Below are 12,507 nucleotides of genomic sequence, written 5' to 3'. Positions count from 1 at the left end.
TCGTTCCGGTGTGGACACGACGACCGTCGCCCGCGGCGATGAGCCGTTCATGGGGCGCAGATGAGGCCCCTCTCATCCGGGGCCCGGGGTCGGAGGCCGCCCGAGGTCAGAGGCCCACGTGCTCGCCCGCGCCGACGGCGTACGCCTCGCGCAGCCACCCCGCGAAGACGTCGTCGAGCTGGTCGAGGTCGGTGAGGCGGAAGTAGTGCACGAACAGGCGCTTGGTGTAGGGCTTGGCGTTCGTGATGCGCGGGTCCTCGACCACGCGCTGCAGGTCCAGGTACCCGCGCAGCATGTCGGGGCGCGGCACGACGCCCGCGAAGCCGCGCCGGGTGCCCTTCAGCGTGATCGCCGACCGCGAGAGCGAGAGCGTGAACGGGCCGATCGCCTCCGCCCGCTCCATGAACGCGCGGTAGAGCTCCAGGGTCGCCTCGGGACGGCCCTCCAGGTGCCGGTCGACCGTCCACGGCGACTCGGCTTCATCCTCGGTGACGGGGGTCATACCGAGACGCTACGGCGAGCCCCCGACAGGCGCCGGGCCGGCGGCTCAGCCCCGCAGCGGCAGGACGAGGGTCGCGTCGCCGTCGGCGGTGACGCGCACGGGCACGCCCCAGTCCTGCTGGGCGAGGTGGCAGGCGGGGAAGACGTCCGGGTCGGGCTCCCCGTCCGGGCCCAGGGGCACGACGTCGCAGGACGCGGCCTTCGCGGTCACGTGCAGCACGCCCTCGGCCACGTCGGGGTTGACCACGAGCACGCGGTCGAGGTCGGTGCCGTCGCCCGCGCCGTCGAGCAGCAGCTCCGGCGGCGTGGCGCTGACCCGCAGCTCCGTGGACGGGCCCCAGCGGTCGTCGAGCTTCTGCCCCGGCGCGGGCGCGAACGGCACCTCCAGGCGCAGCTCCCCGGCCGTGACCTCGGTCGCCGGCCGTGCCATGCGGTGCGCCCCGCCGTCGAGCACCTCGCCCGCGACGTCCGCCGGCAGCGCCACCCGCGTGAGCCGGTGCGCGGCGGACTCCACCACCAGCAGGCGCACGCCGTCGTCGGCCGTCTCGACGAGCACGTCGCTCGGCTCCGCCAGGCCGGTGGCGAGCGTCGTGACGACACCGGCGGCCGGGTCGTAGCGCCGCAGCGCGCCGTTGTACGTGTCCGCGACGACGACGCTGCCGTCCGGCAGGGCCGCCACGCCCAGCGGGTGCTGCAGCAGCGCCTCGCCCGCCGGGCCGTCGCGGTGGCCGAAGTCGAACAGCCCCTGCCCGACCGCGGTCGTGACCGTGACCGACCCGTCGTCGGCCGGCGCGACCCGGCGCAGGGCGGACGTCTCGGCGTCGGCCAGCCACAGGGCGTCGCCGGCGTGCGGGCCGGTCGCCGCCGCCAGCCCGGACGGCTGCGCGAACCACGCCTGGTCGCCCGGGCCGTCCTCCAGCCCCTCGTTCATCGTCCCCGCGAGCAGCCGGACGGCGCCCTCCAGCGGGTCGAACGCCCACAGCGTGTGGTGGCCCGCCATCGCGACGACGAACGCGCCGAGCCGCGGCGACCAGGCGACGTCCCACGGCGAGCTGAGGCGGACCGCCTTCGCGGGGTGGGTCGCGGCCGCGTCGAACGGCCCCGTCGGCCCGACGACGTTCTCCTGCCCGCCCACCATGAACTGCTCGCCGGTGCCCGCGACGGTGGTCACGCGGCCCGTCGTCAGGTCGACCCCGCGCAGCACGTGGTTGACGGTGTCCGCGACGAGCACGTCGTACCCGAGCGCGGGCCGCAGCTCGTCCGGGACCGGGCAGAGCCCGTTCGGCTCGCTGAACGCCGCGCCCGCGGGGCCGCCGTCCACCAGCCCGCGCTCGCCGGAGCCGATGCGCCGCACCAGCGTCTCGCCGTCGGGCGCGAGCTCCGTCAGGGCGTGGTGGCCGGCGTCCGCGACGAGGAGGTTCCCGCCGGGCAGCGCCACCGCCTTGGCGGGGAAGCGCAGCGTGCTCGGCGCCGGCGCGGGCGGCACGTACGGGCCGTCGCCGCGGTGCAGCGTGCCCTTCGCGTCGTGCTCGGCGACCAGCTCGTCGACGATCGCCTCGATCGCCGACGCGTGCCCCTCCCCCGCCATCTGCGCCACGACGTACCCCTCGGGGTCGACGACGACCAGCGTCGGCCAGGCGCGCGCCGTGTACGCGCCCCACGTGACCAGCTCCGGGTCGTCGAGCACCGGGTGGTGCACCTCGTACCGCTCGACGGCGGCGGCCAGCGCCACGGGGTCCGCCTCGTGCGCGAACTTCGGCGAGTGCACGCCGACGATCACCAGCTCGTCGCGGTGCCGCTCCTCCAGGTCGCGCAGCTCGTCCAGCACGTGCAGGCAGTTGATGCAGCAGAAGGTCCAGAAGTCGAGGACCACGACCTTGCCGCGCAGGTCGGCCAGGGTGACGTCGCGGCCGCCGGTGTTCAGCCAGCCGCGGCCGACCAGCTCGGAGGCGCGGACGCGGGGAAGGCGGGTGGAGGAAGTCACCCGAGCATTCTGCACCGGCCCCGCCCGGCCGCCGTCAGTGCACCAGCTCGGGCAGCTCGACGGCGTTCGCCGCCTTGTGGATGGGCGCGGTCATCGCGGCGAGCATCCGCTCCTTGCCGGGCAGCCTGTCCAGCACGCGCAGCATGGCGAGCGAGGCGCGCACCTGCCCCTTCGTGCCGACGACCATGCGCTTGACGTTCGCCGGGCCGAGCGCCTGGTTCGCGGCCACGAACGGGCGCATGATGCGCTCGTAGTCGGCGAGGGCCGCGGCGTGGTCGTCGTGCGCGGCGAGGGCCGCGGCCAGCACGTACGCCCCGACGAGGGCCATGCTCGTGCCCTGCCCGGACGCCGGCGACGCGCAGTGCGCGGCGTCGCCCAGCAGCACGACGCGCCCGGTGGACCACCGGTCCATGCGCACCTGGCTGAGGGGGTCGAACAGCAGGTCGGGCGAGTCGGGGACGTCCGCGAGCATCGCCGGCACCTCCCAGCCCTCGCCGGCGTACGCCTCGGCGAGGAGGCGCTCGCGCCCGGCGCGGTCGAGCCCCTGCTCCCCCAGCGGGCCGGACGACCACAGGAACATCGCGCGGGCGCCCTCCTCGCGCGCGATGGCGTACATCAGCGCGGTGCGGCCCGGCCCCACGTAGGTGACCTCCTCGCGGTCGAGGCCGAGGCGGTTGGGGACGGTCGCGACGGCGACGTAGTACCCGAGGTCGACGAGGTACCGCTCGTCCGGGCCGAAGGCGAGGTTGCGGGTGGCGGACCGGAGCCCGTCCGCGCCGACGACGAGGTCGTAACGGCCCGTGCGGCCGGACGCGAAGCCGACCTCGACGCCGTCGCCCGTGTCCTCGAGCGTGGCGATCGAGTCGCCGTGGACGTGCTCGGCCCCGGCGGCGCTCTCGCGCAGCAGGCGGTGCAGGTCACCGCGCAGCAGCTCGACATCGTCGTGCACCCGGCCGCCGAAGGTGTCCCCGTCCATGCTCGCCGCCCGGCGCCCGCGGGCGTCGACGACGGTGCCCGCGCGGACCTCGGTGCGCAGGGTCCGGGCCTCCTCCAGCAGGCCCATGCGGTCCAGGACCCGGAGCGCGGCGCCGCGCACGTCCACCTTGTAGCCGCCGGCGCGGGGCCCGGGCGCCCGCTCGACGACGGTGACCGCGTCGCCGCCGGCGGACAGCCGCTGCGCGAGGGCGAGGCCGGCGACGCCGCCGCCGGAGACGAGGATCGTGCGGTTCATGGGAGGACCTCCTGCCGAGGGAACGTGACGGGCACCACCGTAGACGCGATTGAGACATCTGTGCAAGACGTTCGTATCAGACGTTTGAGCTACCATCGACGCATGACCTCCTCGAGCACGCGCCGCCCCACCCCGCCGGCCGGGAACCGGGAGGCGCTCCTCGCCGCCGCGCGCGACTGCCTCCGCGACCGCGGCTACGCGCGCACCACGGCCCGCGACATCGCCACCGGCGCGGGCGTCAGCCTGGCCGCGATCGGCTACCACTTCGGGAGCAAGGAGGCGCTGCTCGACGCGGCGCTCGTCGAGGCCCTGCGCGACTGGGGGGAAGGCCTGGAGGCCATCGGTGCGGAGGACCTCGGCGGCACGCCCGGCGAGCGGTTCCGGGCGGTCTGGGGGCGCGTCGTCGCGTCGGCGGCGGAGGACCGGTCGCTGTGGGCAGTGCAGTTCGAGCTCCTCGCGGACGCGGCGCGCGACCCGGAGCGGGCGGCGTCGCTGGGGGGCGCGAACGAGCAGGCCCGTGCCGCGCTGGCCGAGCTCTTCGGCGTCCCCGCCGAGCACGGCACGCTGCTGCAGATGCTGCTGCTCGGCGCCGTCTCGCACCTGCTGCTCGACCCGGCCGACGTCGTCGGGGCGGACGACCTGCTGGCACAGGCCGCGGCGCTCGTCGCACTGACCGCCTGAGCACGTCGGCGCCGCGGGCGTTGCTAGCCTCGGGCGCATGGTGCTGACGGAGGTCGACGGGATGCCGGTGCGCCTGCGCGAGGAGCACGACCTGTCGTTCACCGCCCGGTGGGGCACGGTGTTCGCCGTGCTGGACGACCAGGACTCGGGGAACCTCTGCCTCGGCGTGGACGGGCCCGACGGCCGCGTGTTCGTCAAGTACGCGGGGGCGCGCACGGCCCGGTACGACGGCGAGGTCGACCACGCCGTCGCGCGGCTGCGCCGGGCCGCCGAGGTGTACCGGGAGCTCGCGCACCCCACCCTGGTCCGGCTGCGCGAGGCCGTCGACGTCGGGACGGGGCACGCGCTGGTGTTCGACTGGACCGACGCGACGCCCGTCGGGCGCCAGTACGAGCGGGGGCACGTGGTGCGGGAGCTCTCGACCGCGGACCGGGCGGCCGCGGTGCAGCAGGTCTACGACTTCCACGTCCACGCGGCCGCCCTCGGCTGGACCGCGGTCGACCTCTACGACGGCTCCGTGCTGCTCGACCCCCGGACCGGGCGGGTGACGCTCTGCGACCTCGACGTCTACGAGCGCGCGCCCGTGGTGAACCGCATGGGCCGCATGTGGGGCTCGACGCGGTTCATGTCGCCGGAGGAGTACGAGCTCGGCGCGACCATCGACGAGGTCACCACCGTGGTCGCGCTGGGCGCGCTGGCCCACACCTTCCTGGGCGACGACGCGACGAAGGCGCCGGGCGCATGGGTCGGGTCCGCGGAGCAGCTCGCCGTCGCGGAGCGCGCGCTGCTCAGCGAGCGGGCCGGGCGCTGGCCGTCGGTGGCCGCGCTCGCGGAGGCGTGGCGGGAGGCGGGCGGCGGCCGCCCGTAGGTGTCAGAGCGCGGTGACCGCGCCCACGACCGTCACCTGGACGGGGACGCCGTCCACCTGCGGCGGCACGTCCTTGCGCGCGCTGAGGGAGACGACGTTCACCTGGAGCACCCAGTCCGCCTCGTCACCGCGTTGGGCGAGCCCGACGCCGCACACCCCCTCGACGCTCTCGAGCGCCTCGCGCAGGGCGGGCTTGGCGGCGCGCGCCTCGTCGATCGTGACCATGGAACACCTCCGACCCCTCCATTGTGCGCCACCCGACGACAGGGTCGCAGTCCGGGCACCGTGACCTGCGCCCCCGCGGCATCCGGCTATCGCACGGTCGGGCCCTCGACGTCCACGGGGCCCTGCGGCGACCGGCGCCGGATCCGCAGGTCGAGGGTGCTCCGAGACGTCGGGGAGACCGAGATCTGCGCCTCGCCCTCGCCCGCGTCGATGGCGCGCACGTGCAGATGACCGTCCTTGAGACGGATCGCGAACTGGTTCGACCCCGCGACGAACCGCACGTCGCGGTCGTCGTCGATCACCGTGGGGCCCAGAGGAAGACTCTTCGACATGGGTCCAGCATGCCTGCCGTCCGGACACCGTCCGCCACCCCTGGTCGAGGGTACAGGCATCCGTGTACCGTCGAACCCGTGACGACGCTGCCGCTCCGCCCCGTGCCGCCCGCGCGCCGCGCCCTGCTCGAGCGCCGCGTGCGCTGGATCGTCGCCGCCACGATCACGTACAACGTCGTCGAGGCGGCGGTGGCGATCGCCGCGGGCCGGGCCGCGTCGTCGGCCGCCCTGGTCGGGTTCGGCCTGGACTCCGTGGTCGAGGTGCTGTCCGCCGCCGCGGTGGCGTGGCAGTTCGCCGCCCCCGACCCGCACCGCCGCGAGCGCGCCGCCCTGCGGGTCATCGCGATGTCGTTCTTCGGGCTGGCGCTGTTCGTCACGGTCGACTCCGCCCGCACCCTGCTCGGCGCCGCCGAGCCCGACCACTCCCCCGTGGGCATCGTCCTTGCGGCGGTCAGCCTCGCCGTCATGCCCTTCCTCTCGTGGGTCGAGCGCCGCACCGGCCGCGAGCTCGGCTCGGCGTCGGCGGTCGCGGACTCGAGGCAGACCCTGATCTGCACCTACCTGTCCGCCGTGCTGCTGCTGGGGCTCGTCCTCAACGCCACCCTCGGCTGGTCGTGGGCCGACCCCCTCGCCGCCCTGGTCATCGCCGGGTTCGCCGTGAAGGAGGGCGTCGAGGCGTGGCGCGGCGACGCCTGCTGCACGCCCGTGGGGGCGCTCCTCGCGGGCGACGACGACGGGTGCGACGACGGCTGCTGCACGCCGGTCGACGGGACCGGCGACGGCGGGGCGGCCGGTCGACACTGATCCCCGGCGGCGTCGTCGACGCCGGGCCACCCCGCCGGGTCGACCGCATCGGACCACCGTGCGGGTCGGCCGGGGACGACCCCTCCAGCGTGCTCCCGACGGGGGCCGCGGGGCGACCCGGAGGACGATGGGATGGATCACGCGGCACGGTCATCTCGATGGCGACACGGCGTCCGCTCGCTGCGGGCAGAGCCCTGGCGGGACAGGATGGGTGACATGAGCACCGAGATCCCGTCCCTGCCCCTGAACAACGGCACGTCGATCCCGCAGCTCGGCTACGGCGTCTTCAAGGTCCCGCCGGAGGAGACCCGCGAGCTGGTGCTGACCGCCCTCGAGGCGGGCTACCGACACATCGACACGGCGCAGATGTACCGCAACGAGCGCGGCGTCGGGGAGGCCATCGCGGCGGCCGGCCTGCCACGCGACGAGCTGTTCGTGACCACAAAGCTGAACAACGCGTTCCACGAGCACGACGCCGCGCTGGAGGCCTTCGACCGGTCCCTGGAGGAGCTCGGCCTCGACCACGTGGACCTGTTCCTCATCCACTGGCCGCTGCCCGCCGTCGGCCGGTTCGCGGAGGCGTGGGGGGCGCTCGAGGAGCTGTACCGCTCGGGCCGCGCCCGCGCCATCGGCACGTCGAACTTCCAGCCGCACCACCTGCGCCGCATCCTCGAGGAGGGCACCGTGGTGCCCGCCGTGAACCAGGTGGAGATCCACCCGTGGTTCGGCAACGAGGACGTGCGCGCCTTCGACGCCGAGCACGGCATCGTCACCGAGGCGTGGTCCCCGCTGGGCCGCGGCCGCGTCCTCGACGACCCGACCCTCGCCCGCATCGCCGCCGAGCACGAGCGCACCCCCGCCCAGGTGGTGCTGCGCTGGCACGTGCAGCGCGGCGACGTCGTGTTCCCCAAGTCGGCCACGCCGTCCCGCATCCGCGAGAACCTCGAGATCTTCGACTTCGAGCTGTCCGGCGAGGACATGGCCGCCATCACGGGCCTCGACCGCGGCGAGCGCATCGGCTCCCACCCGGACCAGATGAACGACACCGGCCGCTGAGGTGGGCGTCGCGGGCGCGGCCGTGGCCCTGTCCCGGTGGAGGACAGGGCCACGGCCGCACCCCCGACGCTCCGGTCAGACGGACCGGCGGGTGGCGCGGATACCGACGACGAGGCCGACGGCACAGGTGGCCACCGCGGCGACGGTGCCCCACAGGACGGCCGGGTCGGCGAACGTGCCGCCGAAGAGCACACGCTCGGCGTCGACCATGTAGGTGAGCGGGTTGAACTTCGCCGCCGTCTGCATCCACGACGGGCCCGCCTCGAGCGGCAGCATCATCCCGGACAGGATGAGCAGCGGGAACAGCAGCGACTGCTGCACCCCCCAGAACAGCCACTCGCGCCCCTTGGACGCCAGCGCGAGGGCGTGCGACAGCGCGCCGATCCCCACGCCGAAGACGCCCAGCAGCACCAGGCCGGTGAGCGCGGGCAGCACGTGGAACGTGAACCCGAACGGGATGCAGACGGCCGCGATGATCAGCCCCTGCACCAGCAGCGGGGCGAACTCCTTGAGCGCACGGCCCACGAGGATCGACGAGCGGTCGAGCGGGGTCGCGAGCACCCGCTCGTAGGAGCCGGTCATGATCTCGTACAGCAGGTTCGAGCCGGTCATCGAGGTGCCGAACAGCGAGATCATCACGATGACGCCGGGGACGAACCACTGCAGCGTCTCGGCCGTGCTGGCGCCCCCGCCGGACGGGCCGCCGAAGCCGCCGCCGAACGTGCCCGTGAGCAGCGGCCCGAACAGCCCGAGGAAGATCAGCGGCTGCAGCAGCGAGAAGATCAGCGTGAACGGGTCGCGCAGCACCAGCAGGATCTCGCGGGTGAACACGGCCGCCGTGTCGGAGAAGAACTTGCCCGGCCCGGTCCGCGTGACGATCCGCGGCGCCTCGTGGGTCGCGGCGGCCGGGGTGGTGGTGCGGGTCTGCTCGGTCATGCTGCCGCCTCCTCGCGCAGGCTCCGGCCGGTGAGGTTGAGGAACACGTCGTCGAGGCTGGCCTGGCGGGCGCTCGCCGACGTGGTGGTGATGCCCGCGACCCGCAGCGCCTCGATGACGCCCGGCAGGGTGTCCGCGCCCTGCGCGGTGGCCACCCGCACCCGCAGCCCGGCGTCGTGCTCGGCGAGCTCGACGTCGCCGAGCGCCGCGGGCAGGGCGGCACGGACGGCCGCGCCGTCGTCGGTCGCGACGACGAGGGAGAGGGAGTCGTCGGCGTGCCGGCGCTTGAGGACGTCGGGCGCGGCGTCGGCGATGATCTCGCCGTGGTCGATGACGACGACGCGCTCGGCCATGCTGTCCGCCTCGTCGAGGTAGTGCGTGGTGAGCACGACCGTCATCCCGTACCGCTCGCGCATCGCCGCGATGTGGCCCCACAGGTTGGCCCTCGAGTGCGGGTCGAGGCCGGTGGTGGGCTCGTCGAGGAACAGCAGCGGCGGGTGGTTCATCAGACCGAGGGCGACGTCGAGCCGGCGGCGCTGGCCGCCGGACAGCGACTGCACCGACCGCTTCTCGAGCCCGGTGAGCTCGAGGGCGGCCAGGAGGTCGGCCGCCCGCTCCCGGTAGACCTCCGGGGGGAGTCCGTAGAAGCGGCCCTGGTTGTGCAGCTCGTCCACCACCTTGTAGCTGAACCCGCCGCCGTTGCCCTGCCCGATGAAGCCGAGCCGGGCCCGGACCTGCGCGGGGCTCCTGACGACGTCGTACCCGGCGACGGTCGCCTCCCCCGCCGTGGGCGCCAGGAGCGACGTCAGCATGCGCAGGGTGGTGGACTTCCCCGCGCCGTTGGGCCCCAGGAAGGCGACGAGCTCGCCCTCCGCGACGTCGACGTCGATCCCCTTGACCGCCTCGACGGTCTCCTTGCGACGGCTGAACGTCTTGGTCAGCCCGCGTGCTCGAATCATCTCCGCACCTCTCCCGCCATCATCTCTCGTACGCTGTACTGGAACTAGTCTCGAGCGTAACGAGGGGGTCCGACAAGACCTCGCGGCCCGTCGGACAGCAAGGGTGGGAGGATGACGAGCCATGTCGAGCACTTCGCCCAGACCTCCGGACGACGGGGTCCCCCGCCCGCCCGAGGTCGTCCGCCGCCTGGCCCTCCTGTGGGACCCGCCGCAGCCCTCCGGGCGGGGCCGCAAGGCCCGCCTGACCCTGGAGGACGTGGTCCGCGCCGGCACGGCCATCGCCGACGCGGACGGGCTCGACGCCCTCTCGATGCGGCGCGTCGCCGCCCACCTCGGCGTCGGCGCGATGTCGCTCTACACCTACGTGCCCGGCCGCGCGGAGCTCCAGGACCTCATGATCGACCGGGCGTTCGCCGAGCTCGACCTGCCGCCCGCCGACGCCGGCTGGCGGGAGGGCCTGGCCACCTACGCCCGCGCGCACTGGGAGCTGTTCCAGCGCCACCCGTGGATCCTCCAGACCAACATGTGGCGACTGCCCCTGACGCCCGCCGTGCTCGACGCGCAGGAGTGCGGCCTGCGCACCCTCGTCGACACCGGGCTGCCGGAGCGGCAGGTGGTCGAGATCGTCGGCCTCCTCGACGCGTTCGTGCGCGGCCTCGCCCGCTCGACCGTCGCGGAGTCGGCGGAGAAGGACGCGTCGGGCCAGAGCAACGACGAGTACTGGACGTCGATGAGCAGCTTCTGGGCCGACTGGTTCGACCGCGAGCGCTACCCCACGATGCTGCGCATCTGGGAGGCGGGCGGCTTCGACGCCGAGGCCACGCCGTTCGACGCGTCGCTGGAGCGGCTGCTCGACTCCGTCGGGATGGCGATCGACCGCGCGCACCGGACTTCCCCGGACGGGCCCGCCGCCCTACGATGAACTGGTCCAGACCACCGTCCCCGGAGGACCCCATGGAACGCACCGTCGTCGTCGCCATCACCGAGGGCCTGCACGCCCGCCCCGCCGCGCTCTTCGCCCAGAGGGCGGGCCGGCAGCCCGTCCCCGTGCAGATCGCGAAGACCGGCGGCGACGCCGTGGACGCGGCGTCCGTCCTCGGGATCATGACGCTCGGCGCCGGAGCCGGCGACGAGGTGGTGCTCCGCACCGAGACCGACGGCGACGACGCCGCCGCCGCGCTCGACGACCTCGCCGAGTTCCTGTCGCAGGAAGCGGTGGCCTGACGGACCGGCCCGCCCGCCCGAGCGGGTTCTTCCACTCGGCCGGCTGGCTCTTCGGCGAGATGCTCGTCGGGGCGCTGGTCGGCCTGGTGGCCGCGTTCGTGCTGTCGGTCGACGCCGTGCACCTGGCGGCGGACCCCACGGCGGCGCTGTCGTGCGACATCAACGCCGTGGTCTCCTGCGGCACCGTCGGCACGTCACCGCAGGCCAGCCTCTTCGGCTTCCCGAACGCGTTCCTCGGCCTGATCGCCGAGTCCGTGGTGATCACCGTCGCCGTCGCCGGGCTCGCGGGCGTCCGCTTCCCCCGCTGGTTCATGACGGCCGCCCAGACCGTCTACCTGCTGGGCTTCCTGTTCGCGTACTGGCTCTTCTACGAGTCCATGTTCGTCATCGGCGCCCTGTGCCCGTGGTGCCTGACGATCACCGTCTCCACGACGCTCGTGTTCGCGTCGATGCTGCACTGGAACATCCTGGAGGACAACCTCTACTGGCCCGCGCGGGTGCAGTCGTGGGCCATGTCGCTGGTGCGCTCCGGCGCGTTCGGCATCCTCACCGCCGCGTGGTTCCTGCTGCTGGCCGCCGCCGTCCTGCTCAAGTACGGCTCGGCCCTCTTCGCCTGAGCGCCGGACGCCGCGAGGGCCGGGCCGCACCTGGTGCGGCCCGGCCCTCCGCCCTTCGCGGGGTCGCCCGCCGTCAGGCGCCGATCACGTCGACGGCCTCGCCGGTCCGCGCGCTCTCGTAGGCGGCGAGGATGATGCCCAGGACGGCGATCCCCTCGACCTCGGTGTTCAGCGGGCGACGGCCGCTCCCCAGGCAGTCGACGAAGTCCACGATCTCGGCCGCGAAGGTGTCCACGGCCTCGTGCTCGAAGACCTGCTCGTCCTCGCCCCGCAGCCGGACGCGCAGCGTCGTGCCGTCCGAGCTGAGCGAGCCCTTCTCCCCGACCACGCTGAACCGGTCGGTGCCGGGAGCGGCGTCGTACGCCCAGGAGGTGACGAGCTGACCGACGCTGCCGTTGTCGAAGCGCACGAGCACCTGGGCCGAGTCCTCGCCCTCCATGAACGTCAGCCGGTGGGTCGACATCATGGCGAACGCCTTGACGGGCCGCGCCCCCGCGAGGTGCATCAGCAGGTAGGTCGGGTGGTAGCCGGTGTCGATGAACTCGCCGCCACCGCTGGTCGCGGCGTGGGCGCGCCACCCCATGGTCGAGGGATCGAAGTCGTTGTAGAACGAGTCGGTGGTGCGCACCTCGTACACGTCGCCGAGGGCGCCGGAGTCGATGACCTCCTTCGCCTTCGCCACGGCGGGCATGAACAGCTGGTTGTGCGCGCACATGAGGGTGACGCCGGCGGCCTGCACCGCGGCGCGCACCTCGGCCGCCTCCTCGGCCGTCAGGCACAGGGGCTTCTCGCAGAGGATGTGCTTGCCCGCCTTCGCCGCGGCGACGATCGCGGCCTTGTGGAGGTGGTGCGGGAGGCAGATGTCGACGGCGTCGACCTCCGGGTCGTGCACCAGCTCGGTGAAGTCGGCGTAGGCGCGGGCCCCGGTCTCCTCGGCGCGGCGCGCGAGGGTCTCCGGCACCGCGTCGGCGATCGCGGTGACCCGGACGCGGTCGGGGATCCTCGCGTAGCCCGCGAGGTGGGCACCGGCGATGCCGCCGGCGCCGATCAGGCCGATTCGGACGGGAGAGGTCACGGTCATGGCTGAGC

At 74.1% G+C, this 12,507-nt stretch carries 15 protein-coding genes; 7 read left to right on the top strand and 8 right to left on the bottom strand.

The genetic code is table 11. The features are described 5' to 3' along the window. Positions 1 to 106: 106 nt before the first annotated feature. The 3 genes from ACFU9A_RS04490 to ACFU9A_RS04480 are packed head-to-tail and all read right to left on the bottom strand — an operon-like array spanning position 107 to position 3,716. Complete coding sequence (locus ACFU9A_RS04490; protein WP_430574064.1) at positions 107 to 502, bottom strand: DUF5655 domain-containing protein; 396 nt, start codon at positions 500 to 502, stop codon at positions 107 to 109. A gap of 45 nt (positions 503 to 547) precedes the next feature. Next, complete coding sequence (locus tag ACFU9A_RS04485; protein ID WP_430574063.1) at positions 548 to 2,485, bottom strand: NHL domain-containing thioredoxin family protein; 1,938 nt, start codon at positions 2,483 to 2,485, stop codon at positions 548 to 550. A 34-nt stretch (positions 2,486 to 2,519) separates the two neighbouring features. Then, positions 2,520 to 3,716 (bottom strand): FAD-dependent monooxygenase, encoded by a 1,197-nt coding sequence (locus ACFU9A_RS04480; protein WP_430574062.1) that lies wholly within the window; start codon positions 3,714 to 3,716, stop codon positions 2,520 to 2,522. Positions 3,717 to 3,818: 102 nt separating this feature from the next. Between ACFU9A_RS04480 and ACFU9A_RS04475 the strand changes: the two genes are divergently transcribed. Together ACFU9A_RS04475 and ACFU9A_RS04470 are read left to right on the top strand one after the other, a co-directional pair. Continuing rightward, positions 3,819 to 4,397: a TetR/AcrR family transcriptional regulator gene (locus tag ACFU9A_RS04475; protein WP_430574061.1), complete on the top strand. Its 579-nt coding sequence runs from the start codon at positions 3,819 to 3,821 to the stop codon at positions 4,395 to 4,397. Between the two features lie 37 nt (positions 4,398 to 4,434). Further along, the gene (locus tag ACFU9A_RS04470) at positions 4,435 to 5,265 is read left to right on the top strand and encodes a hypothetical protein (RefSeq protein WP_430574060.1); all 831 of its coding nucleotides are present in this window, start codon (positions 4,435 to 4,437) and stop codon (positions 5,263 to 5,265) included. Positions 5,266 to 5,268: 3 nt separating this feature from the next. Here the strand turns inward: ACFU9A_RS04470 and ACFU9A_RS04465 are convergent, their stop codons facing one another. After that, a complete protein-coding gene (locus tag ACFU9A_RS04465; protein ID WP_430574059.1) occupies positions 5,269 to 5,490 on the bottom strand; it encodes a hypothetical protein in 222 nt (73 codons plus the stop codon). Positions 5,491 to 5,576: 86 nt separating this feature from the next. After that, positions 5,577 to 5,822 carry a hypothetical protein gene (locus ACFU9A_RS04460; protein WP_430574058.1) on the bottom strand — a complete coding sequence of 82 codons (246 nt, stop codon included), beginning with the start codon at positions 5,820 to 5,822 and terminating at the stop codon, positions 5,577 to 5,579. 78 nt (positions 5,823 to 5,900) lie between these two features. Here ACFU9A_RS04460 and ACFU9A_RS04455 point away from each other — a divergent pair, with 78 nt between their 5' ends. Next, positions 5,901 to 6,626 (top strand): cation diffusion facilitator family transporter, encoded by a 726-nt coding sequence (locus tag ACFU9A_RS04455; protein ID WP_430574057.1) that lies wholly within the window; start codon positions 5,901 to 5,903, stop codon positions 6,624 to 6,626. Between the two features lie 216 nt (positions 6,627 to 6,842). Further along, positions 6,843 to 7,682: an aldo/keto reductase gene (locus ACFU9A_RS04450; RefSeq protein WP_430574056.1), complete on the top strand. Its 840-nt coding sequence runs from the start codon at positions 6,843 to 6,845 to the stop codon at positions 7,680 to 7,682. A gap of 75 nt (positions 7,683 to 7,757) precedes the next feature. Here the strand turns inward: ACFU9A_RS04450 and ACFU9A_RS04445 are convergent, their stop codons facing one another. Together ACFU9A_RS04445 and ACFU9A_RS04440 are read right to left on the bottom strand one after the other, a co-directional pair. Further along, entirely contained in the window at positions 7,758 to 8,618 is an 861-nt protein-coding gene (locus tag ACFU9A_RS04445; protein ID WP_430574055.1) for an ABC transporter permease, read from the bottom strand. Further along, positions 8,615 to 9,577: an ATP-binding cassette domain-containing protein gene (locus tag ACFU9A_RS04440; protein ID WP_430574054.1), complete on the bottom strand. Its 963-nt coding sequence runs from the start codon at positions 9,575 to 9,577 to the stop codon at positions 8,615 to 8,617. Before ACFU9A_RS04440 ends, ACFU9A_RS04445 begins: the two co-directional genes overlap by 4 nt. A 121-nt stretch (positions 9,578 to 9,698) precedes the next feature. Here ACFU9A_RS04440 and ACFU9A_RS04435 point away from each other — a divergent pair, with 121 nt between their 5' ends. From ACFU9A_RS04435 to ACFU9A_RS04425, 3 genes are read left to right on the top strand one after another with little or no spacing between them, the layout of a single operon-like run. Continuing rightward, positions 9,699 to 10,499, top strand: coding sequence for a TetR/AcrR family transcriptional regulator C-terminal domain-containing protein (locus ACFU9A_RS04435; protein WP_430574053.1), 801 nt, complete (start codon positions 9,699 to 9,701; stop codon positions 10,497 to 10,499). A 32-nt stretch (positions 10,500 to 10,531) separates the two neighbouring features. Next, complete coding sequence (locus ACFU9A_RS04430) at positions 10,532 to 10,801, top strand: HPr family phosphocarrier protein (protein ID WP_430574052.1); 270 nt, start codon at positions 10,532 to 10,534, stop codon at positions 10,799 to 10,801. Positions 10,802 to 10,860: 59 nt separating this feature from the next. Beyond that, positions 10,861 to 11,418, top strand: a complete 558-nt coding sequence (locus ACFU9A_RS04425) for a vitamin K epoxide reductase family protein (RefSeq protein ID WP_430574051.1) — start codon at positions 10,861 to 10,863, stop codon at positions 11,416 to 11,418. Between the two features lie 73 nt (positions 11,419 to 11,491). On the opposite strand, the gene ACFU9A_RS04420 is transcribed toward ACFU9A_RS04425, so the two are convergent. Then, on the bottom strand, positions 11,492 to 12,499 hold the full coding sequence (locus ACFU9A_RS04420) for a Gfo/Idh/MocA family protein (RefSeq protein WP_430574050.1): 1,008 nt from the start codon (positions 12,497 to 12,499) through the stop codon (positions 11,492 to 11,494). Between the last annotated feature and the right edge of the window lie 8 nt (positions 12,500 to 12,507).

The sequence above is a fragment of the Isoptericola sp. NPDC057653 genome (assembly GCF_042799955.1).
Lineage (GTDB): Bacteria > Actinomycetota > Actinomycetes > Actinomycetales > Cellulomonadaceae > Isoptericola.
Note: the sequence above shows the minus strand (reverse complement) of the source record. Positions and strands in the feature narration are given on the sequence as shown.

Coding starts and splice junctions, on each gene's coding strand:
- ACFU9A_RS04445 (WP_430574055.1), bottom strand. CDS start 8,618: ATGACCGAGCAGACCCGCACCACCACCCCGGCCGCCGCGACCCACGAG.
- ACFU9A_RS04420 (WP_430574050.1), bottom strand. CDS start 12,499: ATGACCGTGACCTCTCCCGTCCGAATCGGCCTGATCGGCGCCGGCGGC.
- ACFU9A_RS04440 (WP_430574054.1), bottom strand. CDS start 9,577: ATGATTCGAGCACGCGGGCTGACCAAGACGTTCAGCCGTCGCAAGGAG.
- ACFU9A_RS04475 (WP_430574061.1), top strand. CDS start 3,819: ATGACCTCCTCGAGCACGCGCCGCCCCACCCCGCCGGCCGGGAACCGG.
- ACFU9A_RS04470 (WP_430574060.1), top strand. CDS start 4,435: ATGGTGCTGACGGAGGTCGACGGGATGCCGGTGCGCCTGCGCGAGGAG.
- ACFU9A_RS04465 (WP_430574059.1), bottom strand. CDS start 5,490: ATGGTCACGATCGACGAGGCGCGCGCCGCCAAGCCCGCCCTGCGCGAG.
- ACFU9A_RS04435 (WP_430574053.1), top strand. CDS start 9,699: ATGTCGAGCACTTCGCCCAGACCTCCGGACGACGGGGTCCCCCGCCCG.
- ACFU9A_RS04450 (WP_430574056.1), top strand. CDS start 6,843: ATGAGCACCGAGATCCCGTCCCTGCCCCTGAACAACGGCACGTCGATC.
- ACFU9A_RS04480 (WP_430574062.1), bottom strand. CDS start 3,716: ATGAACCGCACGATCCTCGTCTCCGGCGGCGGCGTCGCCGGCCTCGCC.
- ACFU9A_RS04430 (WP_430574052.1), top strand. CDS start 10,532: ATGGAACGCACCGTCGTCGTCGCCATCACCGAGGGCCTGCACGCCCGC.
- ACFU9A_RS04425 (WP_430574051.1), top strand. CDS start 10,861: ATGCTCGTCGGGGCGCTGGTCGGCCTGGTGGCCGCGTTCGTGCTGTCG.
- ACFU9A_RS04460 (WP_430574058.1), bottom strand. CDS start 5,822: ATGTCGAAGAGTCTTCCTCTGGGCCCCACGGTGATCGACGACGACCGC.
- ACFU9A_RS04490 (WP_430574064.1), bottom strand. CDS start 502: ATGACCCCCGTCACCGAGGATGAAGCCGAGTCGCCGTGGACGGTCGAC.